We start from the raw sequence: 23,646 nt of genomic DNA, 5'->3' as shown, positions 1-23,646 counted from the left end.
TTAATGTATTTACTAAACAGTTTTTTTGTCACCCAAGTAGACGCTAATCATCTGGCCATGGGGGACTATAACTATAGCCTCGTTATTCTTTCTATTTTACTCGCCTCAATGGCCTCTTTTTTTGCACTGCACTTTACGTCCATTGCACAACATATTGTTATCGAAAAGTATAAAAAAATTGCCCTAATCTCTGGCTCTTTCATTATGGCTGGTGGCATTTGGAGTATGCACTTTGTCGGCATGCTAGCCTTTAATATGGGACATGGGATTTCTTATGACCCATGGCTAACTGCATTATCTTTAGTACCCGCAATTTTAGCGTCTTATGTAACGTTAAAACGGTTAACTAGAAACAATTTAAACATCTTACAACTACTCACTAATGGCGTTTTTGTCGGTGGTGGGATAGGAGCAATGCATTACATCGGCATGGCTGCGATGAAGATGAATGTTGATCTGAAGTACGACCCTACGTGGTTTGTGGCATCATTAATCATTGCTGTTGCCCTCGCTTTTATCGCCTTATCAACTCACTATTACATTAAAAATTTTTGGCCAAGTTTAAGCGATAGATGGGTCAACAGCATTAGCGCACTGATCATGGGGAGTGCCATTTCAGGCATGCATTATGCTGGCATGACCGGAGCAAGATTTATTTCACCCGACGGCGCTGAAATGCCTCATATGCAAGACAGCTCTAATGATGAGCTGTCGTTCGTTGTTGCCATCATCACATTGTTACTTTCCATTCTAGCGGCCAATATCGCCTCTCAATTACGTTATCGACAATTATTACTAGAAAAAACGGCCAGCGAAGTCAGATTAAAGACAACCTTAGATACCGCCGTAGATGGCATCATATCTATAGACAGTTACGGTACGATCAAAGAGTTTAATAAAGCGGCTTCGGTCATTTTAGGTTGGCAAGAAGAAGAAATTATTAATCAGCATTTTGGTACCTTGTTCCCTAAAAAATATACCGACGAATTTAATCATTTTTTAGAAACATTTCGTAAGACCGGCGAAGTAAATATAGCGGGTACAGAAAGAGAAATTTATGCGGTAAAGAAAAACGGCCATACTTTCCCTATCAGATTAGGTGTTGGAAAAGTTGATATTCCCGGTAGTGGTACGTTTTTTGTTGGCTTTATTACTGACATATCTACTAGAAAATCACTTGAAGAAACAATCAGAAAAAGCGAAAAACAGTACAGTTCTCTAATTAAAAATATTCCAGGCGCTTCTTTCCGCTGCCTAATGGACGAACATTGGACAACGCTATTTGTGAGTGATGCTATCTACGATGTCGCCGGATGGAACACCTCTGAATTTTATGACAAAACAATTTCCTTTGCTGAGCTTATCCACCCTGATGACCAAGAGAGCATCTCTCTCATTATGGATAAGGCTGTACAAGAGCGTAAAACGCATAAATTAGAGTATCGCTTAAGACATAAAAAAGGCCATTATGTTTGGGTGCTAGAAAATGGCTCAATCATCTACAACGAAGATGGTAAACCTGAATGGATTGATGGTGTCATTTTAGATATTTCACAACGCATTGAAATGGAGGATGAATTACGTCAAGCCAAAGCTAAAGCGGAAGCATCTGCCGAAAGTAAGGCGTCATTTTTAGCCAACATGAGCCATGAGATCCGTACGCCAATGAACGCTATTATTGGCTTTTCTGATATTTTATTGGAGTCCGAAGTATCAGGGGAAAACAAAAAACACCTTTCAATTATTAGTAAATCGGCTCGCTCTCTACTACACCTGCTGAACGACATACTCGACAGTGCAAAATTAGACAAAGATAAACTCGAATTAGACATACAGCCTTTTATAATTGCCAATTCAGTAGATACGGTTATTTCGACCCTGTGGCTACAAGCCAGAAATAAAGGCCTAGAACTAAATTTTCATATTCAAGAAGACGTTGCCCAAGCCTATTTAGGCGCCGAGGATCGTATCCGCCAAGTCCTAATGAATATTTTAGGTAATGCTATCAAGTTCACTGAAAAAGGCTATGTAACCTTGACGGTATCGAAACAACAGGACGGCCAAATACGCTTTTCAGTTGCAGACTCAGGCATAGGTGTATCAGAAGAACGCTTAACTCATATTTTTGATCCATTCACACAAGCGGATGCTTCCATGAGTCGTCGTTTTGGCGGCACAGGTTTAGGGACGAGTATATCCAAACAATTAGTAACCCTAATGGGAGGGGAGATTCATGCGACGAGTGAAATAGGTGTGGGGAGTTGTTTTTATTTTGATTTACCACTAACGGAAACCAAAGCACCTGTCGATGAAAAAGCGTCGCAACTAGCCGTTATCACACCAAAAAGAATACTCTTGGCTGATGACGTAGAGCAAAACTTAACCTTACTCACAATTTTACTTAAACGGCATGGTCACGCCATATTTTTTGCAAAAGACGGCATTGACGCTGTTGAACAATTTAAAATGGTAAAACCTGACATTATTCTAATGGACATTCAGATGCCGAAAATGGATGGCTTAACCGCCACCCAAATCATCCGCAGTTATGAAAAAGAAAATCAACTAACTCATACCCCCATTATTGCCTTAACAGCCAATGTGCTAATTGAAGATAGATTAGATGCTCAGCAAGCTGGAATGGATGGCTTCGCCAATAAACCTATTGATATTCAAGTATTAATCGCCGAAATGGCAAGAGTGCTAAAGGAAACACCAACTCTTATCGATCATGAAGATCCAGAAATCCAAGCAATAAACCGCACAAACATACAAATCCACATCGAGAAAGGACTATCGTTATGGAATGAAATGTCGATTTACCTTTCCGAACTCTCTAGATTTGCTGACGCAAACATAACCTTAGTTGACAGGTTAACCGCCCATATTAATAACAAAGAGTATCAGGACGCTTACGCATTAGCACATGCAATAAAAGGCACTTCGGGCAACCTTGCCCTACTCAACATATCCAATTGCATGGCTACTATCGAACGGGCTGTACAAACAAAAGACCACAACCAACTGATAAAAAGCATTCCGTGCTTAACCTCTCTATTAGCTGACTTTTTTGAAGAACGACAACGCTTAATAGAAAAGTACAGCCATCATACCGAGATGCCGGATATAGTCCCTAAAAATGAGCTCTCTACCGAGCAATTAGTGACACTTCTTGATACCCTTATTCAATCAGCAGACTCAGGCGAAGTTGATGATGACAACATAGAATTACTCATTAGCAACGCCCCAAAAAACATGAAAACACAAGCCATTGCGGCAGGTAAGGCTATTTCAAACTTTGAATTCGATGGTGCTATCAACAGCCTTACTAACCTAAAAGAATGGATGACACAGGAGCCGACTAAATGAGAATCGGAAGTAAACCCGCACCTCGCATTCTATTGGTTGATGATGAACCATCAAACTTACGAGTATTAAGGCAAGTATTGCAAGCTGCTCGCTACCGTTTGTCTTTTGCCCGATCAGGTCAAGACGCATTAAAATTGGTCGAAAAAGAACCTATTGACCTTATACTTCTCGATATTATGATGCCTGATATGACAGGCTTGGAAGTTTGTGAGCGTTTGAAACAAAACCCAGCAACCGCTCATATCCCAGTAATATTTGTCACCGCATTAAAAGACAGTGTGGATGAAGAAAAAGGATTTGAGATTGGTGCCGTTGATTACATTGTTAAACCCATTATTCCCGCTATTGTCTTAGCTCGAGTTAAAACACACCTCTCTTTAATTAGAGCGGATGAGTTACTAAACACGCACATAGATTTGATCCAAAGACTTGGGCGAGCAGCCGAATACAAAGACAACGAAACCGGCATGCACGTTCAGCGTATGAGTCGGTACGCCAAGGTCATTGCTGCCGCATACGGTTTTTGTGAAGAATCAGCGAACGATTTAATGATGGCAGCACCTATGCACGACATTGGAAAGATAGGCATAGCCGACAATATACTTTTAAAACCCGGTAAACTGACTGAAGAAGAGTATGAAGTCATGAAGACTCATGCTCAAATAGGCGGTGAAATTCTTTCCAACCCAAGCTCTTATCTTATTGAACTAGCTCATTCAGTTGCCATGACGCACCATGAAAAATGGGATGGTACAGGATACCCTAATGGCTTATCAGGAGAAGAGATTCCCATTGAAGGCCGTATTGTAGCTCTAGTCGATGTATTTGATGCACTCACTAGCGCACGGCCTTATAAAAAAGCGTGGCCGACAGAAGAGGCGATGAAGTACATAACGGAACAAAGTGGAAAACATTTTGACCCTTCACTCATCCCATTACTTCAGCAAGAACTACCTAAACTGCTTGAGATACAAAAACAATTCGCTGAATAACCGTCAACTCACACTGAAAGCATTCTCCAGCGGACCATTGAAAAGTAAAAATTAGGCATTACTGATAGGCTATTAAAGCAGACCAGTTACAGCCTATTTTACTACCTGATTATTTTATGGAAAATCTTATGACTTCGCTTCACGATATTATTGACTCAACACTACAAAACAAAGACGTCGTCATAAAGCAGCAAGATATCGCTGTTTTGCGGGTATCTGGAACGGATTCAAAAAAACTCCTCCAAGGCCAAACAACCTGCGACATGAACAAACTATCACAGGAGAATGGGTTGTACGGTGCAATCTGCAGTATTAAAGGACGCATTATCAGCAGCTTTTATGTCGTTCAAAGTGACGACGATTTGCTAATGATAATGGCCAAAGATCTAGTCGAAAAAACGTTATCACACCTGAAAAAGTATGCCGTATTTTTCAAAACCGAATTGATTGATGAACAAGATAGTTTTGCGATTTATACTAAGTTAGCCACTAAAAAAACAGAAGCTGATGTGAATACGACATCGCCTCTTTTCACAACAACTCAAAGTCGTGACATTATCACAGTGACTGTTAGTAATGAGCCATTAGAAACTCAATGGCTCATTACGCCAGCAAGCCACACTCCAATTGAAGAAAAAAACCAAGAACTGGCCGCCTTAGCCATACTTTCGGCTCGCCCACTGATTAACCTAGAACAAAGTGAAACGGTTTTACCTCAATGGCTTAATATGCAAAGCACCGGAGGCATCAGCTTTACAAAAGGCTGTTACACAGGACAAGAAATCGTTGCTCGCATGCAATACAGAGGCAAATCAAAAAAACAGCTGGCGTTAGTGACTTGGCAAGGGAATCTAGATGCGGCACAAGACATTGTCGATAAGCAGGGAAAGAGTATAGGCCAAGTATTTTCTACCACCCACATTCAAGACACACATTATGCGCAGGTTATCTTAAACATTGACCCAAGCGAAACAGAACAACTTCTTTTGGATAACCAAAAAATCACCTTACTTCCACTTCCCTACCCAATTGATACCAAGAAATAATCGATATATTTTAAACGAGTTGATAGCGCTAAATAGCCGCCATCAACTCTTTTAAAATGGCAAACCAATCTGCAAATTTTGCTCTACTTCACCTTCATGTCCAACAGGCTCTAATGCCCACTTTATCGGCTCTTTGCCAAAACCGACTAAGTAATCATTCGCTTTCGAAAAATGCTGACACCCCAGAAAACCTCGATACGCCGACAAAGGTGATGGATGTACGCTTTCTAATACGCAATGTTTATCACGATCAATATAACGACCTTTTTTCTGCGCATAAGCTCCCCATAACATAAAGACGACGCCTTGATGTTCGATATTGATCAGCTCAATGATTTTATCCGTGAGAACTTCCCAACCTTTATTTTGATGAGAGCCTGCTTTGCTCGCTTCGACAGTCAACACACTATTGAGCAATAAAACACCTTGTTCTGCCCATTGCTGCAAAAAGCCATGTTGCGCAGGTGGAATTTTTAAATCCATCTCAAGCTCTTTATAGATATTCACTAATGACGGCGGTACTTTAATATTGGAATTTACCGAAAAAGCTAAACCGTGGGCTTGGCCTTCGCCATGATAAGGATCTTGCCCAAGAATCACTACCCGAACTGACTCAAAGGGCGTTTGGTTTAATGCTGAAAAACGCTCAGATTCAGCCGGATAGATCACTTTACCCTGCTGTTGTTGCGAAAACAAAAAACGCTGTAAAGCCAGCATGTAGTCTTTATTAAATTCATCAGTCAAACGTGTTTGCCAACTTGGAATTAACATCATTTTTCACTCTTAGCGGATAAAAAGGTTATTAAATTAATGACGTTCACAAAAAAGGATTTAGTGATGGCATGGCTTTAAAGTCCACATAATACGGCCAAGAGTCTGGGTCATTGGGTGTAGTTAAGTGCTTTAACAATAACCACGCCATCTCTCGTAACGAATACGCTAAACTGTATTTGGCCATTTTTTGCAACGTTGTTTCAACATCTAGGGAGTCATCGTAATTTTGTATAAAATACACTTGTTGCTCACAGGTTAAATTATGAGAGCGAGCCACCACGGCTAAATCAAATAAAGGGTCGCCCATACCAGTGTACTCCCAATCAATCACCCAAATTTCATGATCATCTATTAAAACATTTTTCGGGTTCAGATCATTATGGCAGACCACAGGAGAGTCGCTAGGGTCTACACGGGGCAAATTCGAAAACAGCCCGCGTAAGTATCCAACCTCTTCTTGAAGATCACAGCGATTCGGCAAAAAAGACTCAATCGACAGCAAATAATGTTCTATCAATTCATAAATACAAAAGGGATGCTTCACCTCTGGCAAGGTGTGTGCCTGAGCCAAAATCCGAGCAATTCTGGCAATACTAGTTAGGGAATGCGAGACATCCCAATTCAAGGAAGGCTGAGCCACATACTGGCAGGCAAAGACCCCCTGACCGTCATGCCACAACACAGACGGTGAAATTCCAGACTCTGCAGCAGCTAGCAAGACGCTCATTTCACTTTTTCTATCAATACCAAACGCTACTTCATCCAAAGCGGGGACCCGAAGCACTATTTGAGGAACCGAGTTCCAATCCAAGCGATATACTTTGTTAGAAAAGCCTTCTTCAAAAGGTATCACTTGAATTTTATTAAATTCAGGCAAAATCCTCGCCATTTTATCAAAATGGGCGGTTAAGTTAGTCATTTTAAATCCTTTTTTATTGCCAGAATTGTAAGCGGCTGTCAGAATGAACAACTGAACATTCCGAGTCAATAGCCAACTTTGAAGCAGATCAATGATTAAACACGAAGACATTATTCGTAAGATACAAGAACGACTGAGCACGTTGAGCAAATCCGAACGAAAAGTAGCGGAAGCCATCCTTGCCGATCCTAAAACAACTATCCATTCAAGTATTGCAAAACTAGCAGCGAGAGCGGAAGTGAGTGAGCCTACGGTTAACCGTTTTTGTCGTAGTCTAATCGGTAGTGGCTTTCCTGATTTTAAAGTATCACTTGCCCAAAGCCTTGCGACAGGCACACCCTACGTTAACTTAAACGTAGAACCTGACGATGCTCCAGGCGCCGTTACAGCGAAAATTTTTGAAGCCGCTAAAAACAACCTCACCAGAGCTCAGGATATTTTACCTGAGTCACTGATAAGCCGAGCCGTTGATGTATTAGCACAAGCGCGTCGGATCGAATTCTATGGTTTAGGCGCATCAGGCCCAGTTGCCAAAGATGCACACCATAAATTCTTCCGTTTAAACATGCCTGTTGTTGCTTATACAGATATTTTGGTACAACGAATGGCTGCAGCTGGCGCACATTCAGGCGATGCTATCGTTATCATTTCCTATACTGGACGCACACTACCCTTAATAGAAACAGCCCGAGTTGCTCGTGAAGCTGGCGCAACAGTTATTGGCATCACTAACCCTAGCTCCCCTCTTACCGAGCACTGTTCTATTGTCTTACCGATTGAAGAGACAGAAGATACAGATATCTATACACCGATGAGCTCACGTATCGTGTACCTAACCTTGATTGACGCTCTAGCAACTGGTGTACTTCTGAAGCGGGGCCCAGAGTTCAACGCACACCTTAAAAAGCTTAAGCAAAGCGTACAAGATACTCGATTACCGAAAATTGAAAAGAAATAATCAAAAAGGCTCAAGGCGCATACAATGCACCTTGAGCTTTCAGCGTGTTTTGTGACATCACCCTAAATAAAAAATATTTATCCAAACTGGCCAATTTGTTCATCACATCAGATTTTTTCGTAATTTTGTCAGAGAAATTTGAAAGATTATCCCACCGGAGCCACTTAAAATCGGCTCAGGTCTTGAAATATGTCATAATGCGATCCATTCTCTTTACGGGAAGTTGATTATTCTTACATATTAAATCAATGACTATCACAACAACGACTTAACAATTATAACTCTTTCGGGTGTGATTTAGACGCTGCTTTTTAAAGCGCCATCTTTCGATCAGTAGTAAGTATTGCTGAACATCGCAATACAAGGATAAATACGATCCACACTGATAAATAACCTTATCTATTCAAGGTTATTTCACCCGTAATAACTTCATTAGGGGACAATTATGATAGAAAGCAGCTATGCGATCAGCTTTACATTCCTAGCCTATCTAGTAGTTATGCTAGGAATTGGGCTGTACGCTTACAAACGAACTTCCAGCTCTGAAGACTACTTTCTTGGTGGGCGCTCTTTAGGACCTTGGCCTACCGCGTTATCTGCAGGCGCTTCAGATATGAGTGGCTGGTTACTACTTGGCTTACCTGGTTATGCTTTTGCCGCAGGTTTAGAGTCTTTCTGGATTGCTGGCGGCCTTTTTGTCGGAACATGGCTTAACTGGCTAATCTGTGCAAAACGTCTAAGAACTTACAGCATCAAAGCAAATAACGCTCTGACTCTTCCAGATTTCTTGTCTATTCGCTTCAATGACAAATCCAAACTTATTCAAACTATCTCAGCTCTATTTATTTTGCTGTTCTTCTTGTTCTACACAAGCTCCGGCTTGGTTGCAGGCGGTAAACTATTTGAAACAGTGTTTGGCTTAGATTACACCTATGCAGTAGTTATCGGCACCGTGTGTGTTGTTTCTTACACTCTATTTGGTGGTTTCCTTGCAGTGGCTTGGACAGACCTTGTTCAAGGTTTGATGATGAGTGCGGCATTAGTAATCGTCCCTCTTGTTGCTCTTGATGGCGGCTGGTCAGAACTGTCTAGCACTTTGATGGCAAAAAACCCTGACTTACTCAATATCTGGACAAACGTCAGTGGCGAACCTTTAACAGCAATCGGGATTATCTCTCTCGTCGCCTGGGGCCTAGGTTATTTTGGCCAACCGCATATCCTAGCGCGCTTCAAGGCATCTCGCTCCAATAAAGACATCAAGACAGCACGTCGTATCGCGGTTATTTGGACATTTATTTCCATGGCCGGCGCACTGCTTATCGGCTTAGTTGGCATCAACTTTGTTGATAGTAGCCTATCAGGCAATCTTGCTGATCCTGAGAAAATCTTCATGATTCTTGTTAATGCGGTGTTCCATCCTGTTGTGGCCGGTATTCTTCTTGCAGCTATCTTAGCGGCGATCATGAGTACAGCAGATTCTCAACTATTGGTATCTTCCTCTGCACTAGCTGAAGATTTTTACAAACAGCTCTTCAATAAAGAAGCAACACAAAAACAGATCGTCAACGTTGGACGTTTTGCCGTTGTCGCTATTTCTATTGTTGCTTTAGTGCTTGCATTGAACCCTGAAAGCTCTGTGCTTGGCCTAGTATCCTATGCATGGGCTGGCTTTGGCGCTGCATTTGGCCCAGCTATCCTGCTGAGCTTGTTCTGGCGTAATATGAACCGTAACGGCGCTCTAGCAGGTATTGTTATTGGTGGCGTGACTGTTGTGGTATGGAAGCAGCTAACAGGTGGTATTTTCGACCTTTATGAAATCGTTCCTGGCTTCTTACTCTCGACTATTGCCATTTTTGTAGTAAGCCTAGCAACAGGCGCTCCAGAAGAATCTGTTACAGACTCTTTTGACGAATACGAAAAAGCTCTAGATACAATGGACTAAGTAATCAGCTCTTAGAGATCATTACTTAAAAAAACAAGAAAGCCCGAATCTACTTCAGATTCGGGCTTTTTTATCTTTAACATATAGATACTGGACTTAGACAAAAGGGTATTTAATTGCCTCCCCCCCCGATCTCCATCTAATAGGAGGAGTAGAATGCAAAAAACTGAAACGACAAACCAGAGGACAAATTACAGGCAAAAAAATGGGGCTTGAAACAAGCCCCTAAACACCATTTACTAACAAATGTTAGTAGTCAGAGGAAAAGTTTAATCATTAAACAAGCTGCAAGCACCTTGTTCCGCGCCACTTACTAGAATACGTTGCGCGCTAAATAGTTCACGTCCCATACCTTGATGAGAGTCAGTTAAATCTTGCTGGGCTGCTTCACGCTTATTAAGCTCTTCATCTGCAACCAATACAAACAAAGTCCCTTCAATTGCATCCAAACGAACCATATCGCCATCCTGAATTTTTGCAATCAAGCCTCCAGCTAACGCCTCAGGCGTCAAATGAATCGCGGCAGGAACTTTACCAGATGCACCAGACATACGACCGTCTGTCACTAACGCCACTCGGTAGCCTTGATCCTGTAAATTACCAAGATATGGCGTTAACTTATGCAACTCAGGCATACCTAATGCTTTAGGCCCTTGGAAGCGAACAACAGCAACACAATCACGTTTCAATTCACCACTTGCAATAGCATCAGCCAAGGCATTTTGGCTATGAAACACCGCGGCAGGCGCTTCAATAATTCGATTTTCATCTTTTACAGCAGAGACTTTAATCACAGAGCGACCAAGATTGCCTTTTAATAAGGCCAAACCGCCTTCCTTGCTAAACGGATTATCAATAGGACGCACCACATTCAGATCCAAGCTTTCATCAGTTCCATCGCGCCATACTAGATTATCACCATCTAAGAATGGCTCTTTAGTGTAATGAGATAAGCCTTTACCAACGATAGTATTGACATCTTCATGCAAAAGACCACCTTTCAGTAGCTGCTTAACCAGAAACGCCATACCGCCAGCCGCATGAAAATGGTTTATATCGGCTTGGCCATTCGGGTAGATTTTAGTTAGAGATGGTACTACTTTGGATAAAGCAGAAAAATCGTCCCAAGTAACAATAATGCCGGCTGCTCGAGCATAAGCAACAATATGCATGGTGTGGTTTGTTGAGCCACCAGTCGCCAATAAACCAACAATTGAGTTAACAATGCTACGCTCATCAACTATTTCATATAGAGGTCGGTAATCTCGACCTAACGCCGTGATCTTGGTAGATAGCTGTGAAGCATAGTTAGTCAGAGCCCCTCGTAATGGATCATCTGGATTAACAAAAGAAGACCCTGGAAGCTGAAGCCCCATAATTTCGACCAACAACTGATTCGAGTTAGCTGTACCGTAAAAAGTACAAGTACCAGCACTATGATAGGAAGCAGATTCCGCCTCAAGTAACTCTTCACGAGTTGCCTGGCCTTGGGCATAACGCTGACGAACCGCCGCTTTGGCCGCGTTAGTAATACCCGAACGCATTGGCCCCGCTGGAATAAACAAGGCAGGTAAATGACCAAAACGCAGCGCAGCGATTAAAAGGCCGGGTACAATTTTGTCACAAATGCCTAAATAGATAGCCGCATCAAACATATTATGTGAAAGCGCGATTGCTGCCCCCTGCGCAATATTGTCACGACTAAACAGACTAAGCTCCATGCCGTCTTGCCCTTGGGTAACCCCATCACACATAGCAGGTACGCCGCCAGCAAACTGAGCCATAGAGCCCATCTCTTTAACCGCTGCACGAATTTGATCGGGATAACTTTCGTAAGGCTGATGAGCTGACAACATATCATTGTAAGAAGATACGATGCCTATATTGGCTTCCTCCATTAGAGTCAGCTTTTGCTTATCTTGAGGTTGGCATGCTGCAAAACCATGAGCCAAGTTACCACAAGACAATTTACCTCTGTGCGGCCCTTGCTCTTGCGATTTTTTCATATCTTTAAGGTATTGCTCGCGCAACGTTTTGCTTCGCTCAATGATGTCGTTCGTTACCTTGGCAACAATCGGATTCATGCTTCTCTCCGTTTTATTAATTCAGCTATCTCAGCAAACTGCCTGACGCCATTACATTATGTAATATTACTACATTTTTAATTTATTTCACGCCAAAATCAGATAAAAACTCAATAAAATTGCACTATTATGTAATTTTTTTACATAAACAATTCGAAAAAGCCTTTTCTTCAGATAAAATACCCGAACTTCTGTAACATAATTCTGTACAATGTTAGTTGTAGATCAATAGATGGTCAAAAAATAGCCAAATTGACAAGAATTTGTTACTAATCCTTGCTTAAAAAATTACTTATGTAGTATTTTTACGTAAACAACAAAATTGAACGCATGTTGTTCGAATTCGAACATCAGGCAACTTTCGCACAATGTTAGAGGTGAGTATGACGATTAAGGTAGCTATCAACGGTTATGGACGCATTGGACGCAATACGCTTAGAGCTTTGTATGAATCAGGCAAGCGTGATCAAATCCAAATCGTAGCGATTAATGATCTTGGCGATTCAAAAACCAACGCTCATTTAACGAAATACGATACTGTTCACGGCCGCTTCAACGAAGAGGTTACCTTTGATGAAGAAGCTCTATACATAAACAAAGATAAAATCCGCACTTTCTCTGAGCGTAACCCAGCAGACCTACCTTGGGCAGAGTTAGGAATTGATGTTGTTTATGAATGTACGGGCTTCTTTACGACAAAAGAAAAAGCCAGCGCTCACATTACCGCAGGCGCGAAAAAAGTGATCATCTCTGCTCCTGGCAAAGAAGTAGATGCAACGGTTGTATATGGCGTAAACCAAGATATCCTTACATCTGACATGACCGTTATCTCCAATGCTTCTTGTACAACTAACTGCCTAGCCCCATTCGCCAAACCATTAAGCGAAAAGCTTGGTATTGAAAGCGGCTTGATGACAACCATTCACGCTTACACTAACGATCAGCGCCTTTCAGATGTTTATCATGAAGACCTTTACCGTGCTCGTGCGGCAGCAATGAACATGATTCCAAGTAAAACTGGCGCGGCGGCAGCTGTTGGTCTTGTCATACCTGCACTTGTTGGTAAGTTTGATGGTCTTTCTGTTCGAGTACCGACTATTAACGTTTCACTAGTAGATTTAACCTTCTTAGCACCACGTGAAACCACGGTAGAAGAAATAAACTCCATCATTGAAGACGCGATTAAAGCAGATCCAATTCTTGCACAAGTATTGCATGTTAATCATGAGCCACTTGTCTCTTCTGACTTCAATCACAACGCCTACACGTCTAATTTCGATGCGACACAAACTCGTGTACAAGGTAAATTAGTAAAAGTAATGGCTTGGTATGACAACGAATGGGGCTTCTCGAACAGAATGCTTGATAATACTATCGCATTAATGGCTGCAAAATAGTCAAAATACACGAAGGCTGCTGACGCAGCCTTCGTCGTCTCTTATACTTCATATCACGCTTTCTAATCTTTGGTATTTAAAATGACTCGTAGAACTAAAATTGTTGCCACTTTAGGCCCAGCTTCCAGCTCCCCAGAAATGATCGAAAAATTGATTTTGGCAGGCGCCAACGTATTTCGTTTAAACTTCTCTCACGGTCAGCCAGAAGATCACATCAATCGCGCTGAGGTTGTTCGTGAAATGGCAAAGAAAAATGGTCGTCATGTTGCCATTCTTGGTGACCTACAAGGGCCTAAAATTCGCATCGCACGTTTCAAAAACACCAAAGTTGAACTGAAAGATGGCGCAACGTTTATTCTTGATGTGGGTTTTGATAAGAACAACGGCGACGAAACTCGCGTAGGCATTGACTATCCGCAACTAGCAAAAGACTCTCAACCAGGTAATATTTTACTACTTGATGATGGTCGCGTTGTCTTGGAAGTATTAGAAGTAAAAGGTCAAGAAGTCATCACAAAAGTCATTGTAGGTGGCGCCCTGTCTAATAACAAAGGCATCAACCGCCAAGGTGGTGGCCTGTCTGCTGCGGCACTAACTGATAAAGATCGCGAAGACATTAAAACAGCTGCAGCATTAAACGCTGACTACTTAGCCGTGTCCTTCCCTCGTAGCGCAGAAGACTTACACGAAGCCCGCGCTCTAGCGGAAGCCGCTGGCCTTAAAGCAGGTATTGTTTCTAAAGTAGAACGTGCTGAAGCCGTTGCTGACAATGAAACCTTGGATGCCATTATTCTTGCCTCTGACGCTGTCATGGTTGCTCGTGGCGATCTAGGTGTTGAAATTGGTGACGCAGAATTAATCGGTGTACAAAAACACATGATCAAGCGTTGTCGCCAGTTGAACCGCCCAGTTATTACCGCAACGCAAATGATGGAAACCATGATCACCAGTGCAATGCCAACTCGTGCAGAAGTATTTGACGTGGCCAACGCGGTTCTAGATGGTACCGACGCTGTTATGCTTTCTGCCGAAACAGCCGCAGGCGCCTACCCTGAAGAAGTTATCAAAACCATGAATCGCGTTTGCCTAGGCGCTGAAAAGCAACCAGCAATTAATCGCTCTAAGCACCGTATTGATGTCACTTTTACAAGTATTGATGAAACCATTGCGATGTCTGCTATGTACGCCGCAAACCATTTGGAAGGCGTAAAAGCAATTATCAGCTTGACGGAGTCAGGTACAACACCACTGCTGATGTCTCGCATCAGTTCGGGCTTACCTATCTATGCTTTGTCTCCAAATCAAGCGACACTGAACAAGGTCAATCTATATCGTGGCGTAACGCCAGTATCCTTCTCTTCACAAGAGTTCAATGTAGACACTATCGTTGCAGGCTTAGTTGACCACGTTAAGTCTCTTGGTCTAATCAAAGATGGCGATCTAGTCATTGTCACAAAAGGCGACCACTTAGTGAGCTACGGCACAACCAATATGATGAAAGTCGTCAAAGTTGGCGCTGTTGAGGAATAAGTCACAGTGAAAAGCCAAACATTGCAACAAAAAACGATCACGACTCCAGAGCGTAAAAACGTCGCTCTGGTTGCTCATGACAACATGAAACCCGCTCTTATCGAGTGGGCAGAAAGGCACAAAGAAAAGCTGATCAAACATAATCTGATGGCCACTGGTACCACTGGCAATTTAATGCAAAAACAATTGAATGTTCCAGTACAGTCTCTTATTAGCGGCCCTCTCGGTGGCGACCAGCAACTTGGTGGACTCATCGCAGAAGGTAAAATTGATGTGCTGATTTTTTTCTGGGACCCTTTTGAACCTATGCCTCATGACCCTGACATTAAAGCACTTCTCAGAGTCGCAGCGGTTTGGAACATTCCGATTGCTTGTAGTGTTTCTTCCGCTAATTTTCTGGTCACGTCTCCTTTATTCGAAAGTGAATTTGAACGACAAATCCCAGATTATGAAAAATACCTCCAAGAGCGACTATAGTCGCTCTTTCTTTTTCTGGCTCTCATCAAGCAACATGGCACTTCAAACAACCTCAAAGCTCGCGGTTTCCCACAAAATCCGCTATATTAGCCGCCAATTATTGTCATGCATAAATGTGTTAGGCCATATTTACGTAAAGATAAACTCACTTGTTAGATTCAACGTATCAGCCCCTCAGCACCGCGTTGAGCACCACCAATAGGAGAAGAATTTTGCAAGCAGATGTAGCCCTAATAATGGGATCAAAAAGTGACTGGGCGACAATGGAAGGCGCCGCCGAAATAATGGACGCTCTTGGCGTAAGTTATCACGTCGAAGTTGTCTCCGCTCACCGAACACCAGTCAAACTTGCAGAGTTTTCAGAAAGTGCTGCAGACAAAGGCTTTAAAGTCATTATTGGCGGCGCTGGCGGCGCTGCTCACTTGCCAGGCATGGTTGCTGCTCATACACGCTTGCCTGTTCTGGGTGTGCCAGTGCAAAGCAAAGCACTAAATGGCATGGACAGCTTACTGTCTATTGCTCAAATGCCAAAAGGCGTTGCCGTTGGAACACTGGCTATTGGCACAGCAGGTGCGTTCAATGCAGGTTTATTAGCTTGTCAGATCCTCGCTATTTCAAACCCTGAACTTGCTACAAAAATTGAAACATTTAGAGCCAATCAAACAGAAACCGTATTAGCAAACCCAGACCCAAGAGAGGCTTAATCTATGTCAGTTCTATGGGTATTAGGAGCCGGTCAATTAGGCGCTATGCTGAAACAAGCTGGAACACCAATTGGCATTGATGTTCGTCCAGTTGATATTGAATCAACCGAGGCCATAGCACTAGGTCCAACTGATATCGTGACAGCAGAAAGAGAAGAATGGCCTGAAACCGTGGCGACTAAGCAACTTGCTACACATAGCAATTTTGTTAATTTGGCCACCTTCCCTCAACTTGCTGATCGTCTAACCCAGAAGCAATGGCTAGACCGCCTTGAACTAGCAACAGCGCCATGGTTTCCTGTTGAAGCAAATTCCACAGCAACAAAAGCTCATGAGACATTAGGCGAGCGCGTGCTGATGAAACGACGCCGCGGTGGTTACGATGGCAAAGGCCAATATTGGTTAAAACAGTCAGAAGGCATTGAGATACCTGAAGACTGGAAAGGCCAGGCAATAGCTGAGCAAGCCATCAATTTCGATGAAGAAGTGTCATTAGTCGGTGTTCGAGGCAAAAATGGTGAAATGCATTTTTATCCACTCACACTGAACCTTCACATTAATGGAATTCTATACGCTTCAATCTCTCCATTAGAACGCCTAAAACCTTTGCAAAGTAAAGCAGAAGCGATGCTAAGCAAACTTATGGGCGCCTTAGACTATGTGGGTGTAATGGCGATGGAGTGCTTCCGTGTAGGTGATCATCTACTCATCAATGAGCTTGCCCCAAGAGTTCACAACAGTGGCCATTGGACACAAGCTGGCTCAAGTGTATGCCAGTTTGAAAATCACGTACGTGCAGTTACAGGCCTTCCGTTAGCTCCAGCTGAAGTTAAAAATCAAAGTATGATGGTCAACTTAATTGGCGTCGACCTCAACTATGATTGGCTAAACCTACAAAGCTTAGAACTATACTGGTATAAAAAAGAAGTTCGCCCAGGAAGGAAAGTTGGCCACCTAAACTTTTGTTCCGGCAACTCCTCGGTATTAGAGTCAGCATTAACAAAGCTAGATCTTCCACCGCCTTACCCAGAAGCCTTAGAATGGTTAGCTCAAAACTTACCTAAGCAATAAATACCTATTCAAAACTAGATATTTATTAACCAACAAAAAATGCCGCTGTCAAAATGACAAGCGGCATTTTCTTATACAGAGCAAAGCGCAACATCCCAGCATTTCTAATTGAGAGAAAAACCAAGAAACGTGCAAAAAAATGTCTAAAAAATAGAAGATTTCACATTTTTAAACTTGTTTACTTTACAAAACTCCTTATTCTAATTGATCTAGCTGAAATCAGCTTACTCAATATAAGAAAAGCAGCACTCTTTGATGCTGATAAGGAACCTTGAATGAACCACCTTGAACTAGATAGTTATGATTGGCGCTTGCTTCGAGCCCTTCAAGCCAATGCAAGACTCACCAATGTTGCACTATCAGAACAAGTCAATCTTTCTCCCTCCCAATGCTCAAGGCGACTACAAAGATTAGAGCAAAACAATTTAATTGAAGCTTACTTTACTCAACTTAATGCAAGCGAATTAGGCTACCAAGTAACCGCTTTTGTAAACATCACTCTTGATAAGAGCATTAAGAATTCAGATCAAGAATTCCAAAAAGCCATTGAAGCTATCCCCCAAATATTGGAATGCTACTCGGTAAGCGGTGAAGCAGATTATTGGCTACGAGTTATTAGCGAAAACCTCCCAACACTGTCAACATTTCTAAGCGAATCCCTCGCCAGCCAGCCTTGCATCCGAGACTTAACTTCCACCGTTGTTCTCAACCGTGTAAAACACGCACCTTCAATCCCGCTACCTAATTAACCAAGAACAGATAGAAGCGACAAAGCCCTGACTGCTGAAATATCATCAAGGCGTCGCTTTTTAGACCTCAGGTAAACGAATAACAACATAAACGCCCACTAAAGTAATGAGCGAAAACACCAACACAAGAGAGGCTAAAGAAATAGAGTAAGTCAGCAAACTAACACTGCTCATAGCCAGTAATATAAACCCAATAATAGTATTACTTACTGATACATAGCTCGTTCGCTTATTCCCCTCACCTAAATTCACCAAATAAGTTTTACGACCTATTCTGACACCTTGATGAGCAACACTTAAAATAAAATACAGAACTACAACAATCCATGTTGCAAAGCTAGCCTCAGAAAAAAAGTTAACCGTTAAAAATAAAATGATACCTGTAAACGCGCTCAACAAGGCAGCAGCAGCCATTACTTTTCGACTAGAATAGTCTGAAAAAAGCCCCCAAAAAGGAGAAGACAACAGAGAAGCCAAACCACTCGCCAAAATAAATGAGCCTAAAATAAAGATGGTATTTTCAGCCCCTTGTTGAGCAATCAATACATAATAGGGAGCACTCAATGCAGCACATAAAAATAACGAGCGAGCAATAACAAACTCACGAAATACCGAGTCCGTTTTTAATAAACTGAGCTCTTTAAAGACACTATTTAAACTCGCTCCCTCCCCTTCAACTTCACTCAAAGGCTCTTTCACAAAAGAATATATTAAAGCAGCAACAAGCCAAATCAGTGCAGCAGAAGCAATCCCCCACACATAAAGGCTCGTATTTCCCTGAAAGCTTCCTAGGAAGAATAACGTACAGATTGCAATACCTATTGTGATAAGCCCAGAAGCACTAGACGACCACCCTGTGACTCTTCCGCGCTTATTTTTTTCAACCGTTTTACCAAGTACATCTTTTGACGCTACCGAATTAAGCCCCCTTGCCACACTAAAAATCATCAATGCTGCAATAATAGCCCAACCAGCGCTTCCTCCCTCGAGTAGCAAAGCGGCGCACCCTATCGCGACTACACATAAAGATTGAATCACGCTACCTAGCACCCAAACCCATTTGCGGATTTTCACTTTATAAATAAAATGAGCGATAATTAACTGCGGCAATAAAGATCCAGATTCACGAATTGGAACCAACCACCCCAATAAATACAAAGGAGCACCCAAACTTTGTAACAGCCATGGTAAAGTCACTTTTGGGTTAATCAGAACATCCCCTAAGTTGATTAAAAACTGAGAAACAACCAGTTTAAAAATATTTATTCTATCTACCTTCTTTTTCGCTTCTTGCTCTAGCATGGCAATACTCTATTTATACCTTTTCTCACTGCACACTCACTAAAATTTCATTTTAAAAATTAGAATAATAGAGAAGTAAAATACCTCACTTTAAAAACTAATGAATTTCACAAAACGATCAACAAAGTAATACGGATTTACCTACCTGCAGACCCTGTAAAAAACCGTCATATCACCTTCCAATAACAAAAAGGATCAAGCAAGCCAATGGAGATAAAACAACACATTAGTAAAGACCGATCACAGCACTCACCTTAAACTACAGACTTTTACCCACACACTAAGGCAAGGGGAACCTCTTCGCCCCCTCCATATTAAATTACACTCCAGCCATGATACATACAGTTTCTACCTACCGCATCAGTGAAGAGCTGTAGCGCTAGATATTTATAGCAATTAAGTTTCTAAGCCGCCTATTCGACGGTGAAGCCGCTTAACAGAAAGCGCGCGGGAATCGGTCATTTCTAAGCCGCCTGTTCGGCGGTGAAGCTGTCGACACCGCTTTGCATCCAGTAATCGTTTTTCTAAGCCGCCTGTTCGGCGGTGAAGTATACTATTTGTATGGCTCGGCCACGCTTGATTTTCTAAGCCGCCTGTTCGGCGGTGAAGGATGCTGACGGTAACGTAATGAATCCAGTAGCTTTCTAAGCCGCCTGTTCGGCGGTGAAGGTGATCGCGTGGCGTGGGCTGACGTTTTTGACTTTCTAAGCCGCCTGTTCGGCGGTGAAGAAGCAATCAGAGCGATCAATCTGAAGAATGTATTTCTAAGCCGCCTGTTCGGCGGTGAAGTAGACCTTGAAGGCGACGCACAGCTGTTAAAATTTCTAAGCCGCCTGTTCGGCGGTGAAGACTAAAATGGCTAATGAATTTGCGGGCCGCGATTTCTAAGCCGCCTGTTCGGCGGTGAAGGAAAAAGAACGGATCACAATTCATGTTTTCTGTTTCTAAGCCGCCTGTTCGGCGGTGAAGAAGTTGTTTTGAGTGTGAACGCACCCTGTATTTTTCTAAGCCGCCTGTTCGGCGGTGAAGGACAATATTTCATCACCCAGCCTGATGTATTTTTTCTAAGCCGCCTGTTCGGCGGTGAAGTTCTACTGCTAGGCCTTGCGCGGCTTGATCTTTTTCTAAGCCGCCTGTTCGGCGGTGAAGGATTACCACCTTTTTTTACTCTGACAAAAAAATTTCTAAGCCGCCTGTTCGGCGGTGAAGGAGCAAATTGAGGCCTGGGAGAAAGAGAAAAAGTTTCTAAGCCGCCTGTTCGGCGGTGAAGCGATACGCTCTTGTATTTTCCATGCAGACTTCTTTCTAAGCCGCCTGTTCGGCGGTGAAGAATGCGGATCAAGAAGCCCGCCAGCGCTGGGATTTCTAAGCCGCCTGTTCGGCGGTGAAGGTAGAGTGCCCAGCGATCTTGCTAAGCTTACTTTTCTAAGCCGCCTGTTCGGCGGTGAAGTTTCTAGTCTGCCAGACTCTAGATCCTAGTCTTTTCTAAGCCGCCTGTTCGGCGGTGAAGCGATTCGGGTGGGCGGGTATACAACGCTACACTTTCTAAGCCGCCTGTTCGGCGGTGAAGAAGACCATTACATTCAATTCACCAATCTCAACTTTCTAAGCCGCCTGTTCGGCGGTGAAGTGTCTTCGTTCACTGAGTCTTCAATTGTAATCTTTCTAAGCCGCCTGTTCGGCGGTGAAGGCGGAGGAGGCGGCACAACGTCAAATCAAGCATTTCTAAGCCGCCTGTTCGGCGGTGAAGAGTTGAGACCGTAAAAGACGATGCTGTCGAGTTTTCTAAGCCGCCTGTTCGGCGGTGAAGTCTACGAAATGGCCTTTGTATTTTTCCATCATTTTCTAAGCCGCCTGTTCGGCGGTGAAGTGAGCGATTTTGAAGACGTTTTAAAAGACAACTTTCTAAGCCGCCTGTTCGGCGGTGAAGCCGATGTTATCCGCTGCGTCTGTTTTGATGTTTTTCTAAGCCGCCTGTTCGGCGGTGAAGAACGAAAACGTAGGCACGATCAGTTATACGCTTTTCTAAGCCGCCTGTTCGGCGGTGAAGGCCAACCAAACTTTCAATAGATTGAAGCGCTTTTTCTAAGCCGCCTGTTCGGCGGTGAAGAGTGTCACCATTCAAAACAAAGGCGGCTCGGCTTTCTAAGCCGCCTGTTCGGCGGTGAAGCCAACCCGTTGCGACGACGCAGGCAAGCCCGCTTTCTAAGCCGCCTGTTCGGCGGTGAAGTTGAACGCCACACAATCAACAACGTAAGCAAATTTCTAAGCCGCCTGTTCGGCGGTGAAGGCAATGGCCATTTGTTGCACTCGGTCAGCATTTTTCTAAGCCGCCTGTTCGGCGGTGAAGATTAGGTTTTGCCCGTCCGTTGCCACTGCAATTTTCTAAGCCGCCTGTTCGGCGGTGAAGTTTCAATCTCAATATAAGATTCGAAATTTCGATTTCTAAGCCGCCTGTTCGGCGGTGAAGTTCTCTCGACCAATATATGTGGATATGATCGTTTTCTAAGCCGCCTGTTCGGCGGTGAAGGAGAGTGCGTTAAATGCGATCACTCGTAACGCTTTCTAAGCCGCCTGTTCGGCGGTGAAGCTGGAAGAGCGCGAAGGCGGGCTTTATATTGATTTCTAAGCCGCCTGTTCGGCGGTGAAGGCTACCGGACAAATAAACAACGGTTTCACCACTTTCTAAGCCGCCTGTTCGGCGGTGAAGGTAGCCTCCGACAGTAATGTTTGGTGTTACTATTTCTAAGCCGCCTGTTCGGCGGTGAAGTAGTCAGTCCGTAAAAACCGCCAGCCTTCCTTTTTCTAAGCCGCCTGTTCGGCGGTGAAGTTATGATTCTGATGTTCGAATTTTCAATATGTTTTCTAAGCCGCCTGTTCGGCGGTGAAGGGATCTGGGTGTGAAATACTATTTTTTTGACGTTTCTAAGCCGCCTGTTCGGCGGTGAAGAAGTCAGGGTCACGAGTCAGTAAGTTCTATGATTTCTAAGCCGCCTGTTCGGCGGTGAAGAGTATGTTGATAATTTTCGTCCCCTTTGCGCTTTTCTAAGCCGCCTGTTCGGCGGTGAAGTCTGTTTGCGCTTGGGCTTCTTCTTGCGCTTTTTTCTAAGCCGCCTGTTCGGCGGTGAAGGTGGTTATGCCAGGCTGATACGTTAACTCATTTTTCTAAGCCGCCTGTTCGGCGGTGAAGTGTCAAAATTGTTCAACATGAATCGAGCGATATTTCTAAGCCGCCTGTTCGGCGGTGAAGATGCGGGGTTAGTTAGATTGAATGATGGTGTATTTCTAAGCCGCCTGTTCGGCGGTGAAGCACAGAGCTACAATATATGTACAGGGTTAGTATTTCTAAGCCGCCTGTTCGGCGGTGAAGTATTATCAAAAACACCCCAATCGTTATTTGTGTTTCTAAGCCGCCTGTTCGGCGGTGAAGATCACGCTGTTAGAAAATCAGGGTCACGGAATTTTCTAAGCCGCCTGTTCGGCGGTGAAGGCGAAATTTGCGATTGCCGAAAATGGCGCATTTTTCTAAGCCGCCTGTTCGGCGGTGAAGGCGGTGTTACTGCTAATGATGTAGCGGCAATTTTTCTAAGCCGCCTGTTCGGCGGTGAAGTTTTGATAAGTGTTATCTACCAATAAAAACTCTTTCTAAGCCGCCTGTTCGGCGGTGAAGTGGTCGGGCACAACGCAAGCTGAATTTATCAATTTCTAAGCCGCCTGTTCGGCGGTGAAGGTTCTAGTCGTGATGAAGTGTTTGTAGTGCGCTTTCTAAGCCGCCTGTTCGGCGGTGAAGAGAATGATCAACGGAGGCCAAAGCCAGAATCTTTTCTAAGCCGCCTGTTCGGCGGTGAAGTTACAATGCGACTCAGCCCGAAATTACGGATCTTTCTAAGCCGCCTGTTCGGCGGTGAAGACGAGGCGCTCTATGGACTAAACACCATACAATTTCTAAGCCGCCTGTTCGGCGGTGAAGGTCAATCCGTCAGTAGACCAACGCGTCAGGCTTTTCTAAGCCGCCTGTTCGGCGGTGAAGGCAAAAGCCCCAAAACGTTGAATAATGACCTGTTTCTAAGCCGCCTGTTCGGCGGTGAAGACGATTAACGGACAATTGTTACTCGCTATGTTTTTCTAAGCCGCCTGTTCGGCGGTGAAGGAATGGTGATGACGATGACACCACGTTTGAATTTTCTAAGCCGCCTGTTCGGCGGTGAAGGTTCTAGTCGTGATGAAGTGTTTGTAGTGCGCTTTCTAAGCCGCCTGTTCGGCGGTGAAGAGAATGATCAACGGAGGCCAAAGCCAGAATCTTTTCTAAGCCGCCTGTTCGGCGGTGAAGGC

The 23,646-nt window shown here is 43.5% G+C and carries 15 protein-coding genes and 1 CRISPR repeat array; of the genes, 11 read left to right on the top strand and 4 right to left on the bottom strand.

What is annotated here, in order from left to right; all coding sequences use genetic code 11:
* The first annotated feature begins 3 nt into the window (after positions 1 to 3).
* The 3 genes from DFP80_RS11565 to ygfZ all read left to right on the top strand — a co-directional run bounded on the left by DFP80_RS11565 (position 4) and on the right by ygfZ (position 5,407).
* Positions 4 to 3,369 (top strand): MHYT domain-containing protein, encoded by a 3,366-nt coding sequence (locus DFP80_RS11565; protein WP_113916956.1) that lies wholly within the window; start codon positions 4 to 6, stop codon positions 3,367 to 3,369.
* Positions 3,366 to 4,361: a response regulator gene (locus DFP80_RS11560; RefSeq protein WP_113916955.1), complete on the top strand. Its 996-nt coding sequence runs from the start codon at positions 3,366 to 3,368 to the stop codon at positions 4,359 to 4,361. Before DFP80_RS11565 ends, DFP80_RS11560 begins: the two co-directional genes overlap by 4 nt.
* Positions 4,362 to 4,489: 128 nt before the next feature.
* Positions 4,490 to 5,407: a CAF17-like 4Fe-4S cluster assembly/insertion protein YgfZ gene (ygfZ, locus tag DFP80_RS11555; RefSeq protein WP_158601352.1), complete on the top strand. Its 918-nt coding sequence runs from the start codon at positions 4,490 to 4,492 to the stop codon at positions 5,405 to 5,407.
* Between the two features lie 51 nt (positions 5,408 to 5,458).
* On the opposite strand, the gene ung is transcribed toward ygfZ, so the two are convergent.
* Positions 5,459 to 6,181: a uracil-DNA glycosylase gene (gene ung / locus DFP80_RS11550; protein ID WP_113916953.1), complete on the bottom strand. Its 723-nt coding sequence runs from the start codon at positions 6,179 to 6,181 to the stop codon at positions 5,459 to 5,461.
* 43 nt (positions 6,182 to 6,224) lie between these two features.
* The gene (locus DFP80_RS11545; RefSeq protein WP_158601353.1) at positions 6,225 to 7,100 is read right to left on the bottom strand and encodes a choline kinase family protein; all 876 of its coding nucleotides are present in this window, start codon (positions 7,098 to 7,100) and stop codon (positions 6,225 to 6,227) included.
* A 91-nt stretch (positions 7,101 to 7,191) separates the two neighbouring features.
* Between DFP80_RS11545 and hexR the strand changes: the two genes are divergently transcribed.
* Both hexR and putP read left to right on the top strand, forming a co-directional pair.
* Positions 7,192 to 8,058 (top strand): transcriptional regulator HexR, encoded by an 867-nt coding sequence (gene hexR, locus DFP80_RS11540; RefSeq protein ID WP_113916951.1) that lies wholly within the window; start codon positions 7,192 to 7,194, stop codon positions 8,056 to 8,058.
* 445 nt (positions 8,059 to 8,503) lie between these two features.
* Positions 8,504 to 10,000: a sodium/proline symporter PutP gene (gene putP, locus DFP80_RS11535; protein ID WP_113916950.1), complete on the top strand. Its 1,497-nt coding sequence runs from the start codon at positions 8,504 to 8,506 to the stop codon at positions 9,998 to 10,000.
* Between the two features lie 269 nt (positions 10,001 to 10,269).
* Here putP and edd read toward each other — a convergent pair whose 3' ends face one another.
* Positions 10,270 to 12,084, bottom strand: coding sequence for a phosphogluconate dehydratase (gene edd, locus DFP80_RS11530; RefSeq protein ID WP_113916949.1), 1,815 nt, complete (start codon positions 12,082 to 12,084; stop codon positions 10,270 to 10,272).
* A gap of 383 nt (positions 12,085 to 12,467) precedes the next feature.
* Between edd and gap the strand changes: the two genes are divergently transcribed.
* The 6 genes from gap to DFP80_RS11495 all read left to right on the top strand — a co-directional run bounded on the left by gap (position 12,468) and on the right by DFP80_RS11495 (position 18,012).
* Entirely contained in the window at positions 12,468 to 13,481 is a 1,014-nt protein-coding gene (gene gap, locus DFP80_RS11525; RefSeq protein ID WP_113916948.1) for a type I glyceraldehyde-3-phosphate dehydrogenase, read from the top strand.
* An 81-nt stretch (positions 13,482 to 13,562) separates the two neighbouring features.
* Entirely contained in the window at positions 13,563 to 15,011 is a 1,449-nt protein-coding gene (gene pyk, locus DFP80_RS11520) for a pyruvate kinase (protein ID WP_113916947.1), read from the top strand.
* 6 nt (positions 15,012 to 15,017) lie between these two features.
* Positions 15,018 to 15,488, top strand: a complete 471-nt coding sequence (locus DFP80_RS11515) for a methylglyoxal synthase (protein ID WP_113916946.1) — start codon at positions 15,018 to 15,020, stop codon at positions 15,486 to 15,488.
* Positions 15,489 to 15,700: 212 nt separating this feature from the next.
* Entirely contained in the window at positions 15,701 to 16,192 is a 492-nt protein-coding gene (purE, locus tag DFP80_RS11510; RefSeq protein ID WP_113916945.1) for a 5-(carboxyamino)imidazole ribonucleotide mutase, read from the top strand.
* A 3-nt stretch (positions 16,193 to 16,195) separates the two neighbouring features.
* The gene (gene purK / locus DFP80_RS11505) at positions 16,196 to 17,263 is read left to right on the top strand and encodes a 5-(carboxyamino)imidazole ribonucleotide synthase (protein WP_113916944.1); all 1,068 of its coding nucleotides are present in this window, start codon (positions 16,196 to 16,198) and stop codon (positions 17,261 to 17,263) included.
* Positions 17,264 to 17,538: 275 nt separating this feature from the next.
* A complete protein-coding gene (locus DFP80_RS11495) occupies positions 17,539 to 18,012 on the top strand; it encodes an Lrp/AsnC family transcriptional regulator (RefSeq protein ID WP_113916942.1) in 474 nt (157 codons plus the stop codon).
* A gap of 60 nt (positions 18,013 to 18,072) precedes the next feature.
* Here DFP80_RS11495 and DFP80_RS11490 read toward each other — a convergent pair whose 3' ends face one another.
* Positions 18,073 to 19,314: an MFS transporter gene (locus tag DFP80_RS11490; RefSeq protein ID WP_113916941.1), complete on the bottom strand. Its 1,242-nt coding sequence runs from the start codon at positions 19,312 to 19,314 to the stop codon at positions 18,073 to 18,075.
* A gap of 401 nt (positions 19,315 to 19,715) precedes the next feature.
* Positions 19,716 to 23,644: direct repeats of the CRISPR family, unit length 28 nt; unit sequence TTTCTAAGCCGCCTGTTCGGCGGTGAAG.
* Positions 23,645 to 23,646 lie beyond the last annotated feature (2 nt).

Origin of the sequence: Marinomonas rhizomae, assembly GCF_003315485.1 — a bacterium.
Taxonomy (GTDB): Bacteria; Pseudomonadota; Gammaproteobacteria; order Pseudomonadales; family Marinomonadaceae; genus Marinomonas; species Marinomonas rhizomae.
This window is presented reverse-complemented; position numbering and strand designations above follow the sequence as displayed.

Coding starts and splice junctions, on each gene's coding strand:
- DFP80_RS11565 (WP_113916956.1), top strand. CDS start 4: ATGTATTTACTAAACAGTTTTTTTGTCACCCAAGTAGACGCTAATCAT.
- DFP80_RS11560 (WP_113916955.1), top strand. CDS start 3,366: ATGAGAATCGGAAGTAAACCCGCACCTCGCATTCTATTGGTTGATGAT.
- ygfZ (WP_158601352.1), top strand. CDS start 4,490: ATGACTTCGCTTCACGATATTATTGACTCAACACTACAAAACAAAGAC.
- ung (WP_113916953.1), bottom strand. CDS start 6,181: ATGATGTTAATTCCAAGTTGGCAAACACGTTTGACTGATGAATTTAAT.
- DFP80_RS11545 (WP_158601353.1), bottom strand. CDS start 7,100: ATGACTAACTTAACCGCCCATTTTGATAAAATGGCGAGGATTTTGCCT.
- hexR (WP_113916951.1), top strand. CDS start 7,192: ATGATTAAACACGAAGACATTATTCGTAAGATACAAGAACGACTGAGC.
- putP (WP_113916950.1), top strand. CDS start 8,504: ATGATAGAAAGCAGCTATGCGATCAGCTTTACATTCCTAGCCTATCTA.
- edd (WP_113916949.1), bottom strand. CDS start 12,084: ATGAATCCGATTGTTGCCAAGGTAACGAACGACATCATTGAGCGAAGC.
- gap (WP_113916948.1), top strand. CDS start 12,468: ATGACGATTAAGGTAGCTATCAACGGTTATGGACGCATTGGACGCAAT.
- pyk (WP_113916947.1), top strand. CDS start 13,563: ATGACTCGTAGAACTAAAATTGTTGCCACTTTAGGCCCAGCTTCCAGC.
- purK (WP_113916944.1), top strand. CDS start 16,196: ATGTCAGTTCTATGGGTATTAGGAGCCGGTCAATTAGGCGCTATGCTG.
- DFP80_RS11495 (WP_113916942.1), top strand. CDS start 17,539: ATGAACCACCTTGAACTAGATAGTTATGATTGGCGCTTGCTTCGAGCC.
- DFP80_RS11490 (WP_113916941.1), bottom strand. CDS start 19,314: ATGCTAGAGCAAGAAGCGAAAAAGAAGGTAGATAGAATAAATATTTTT.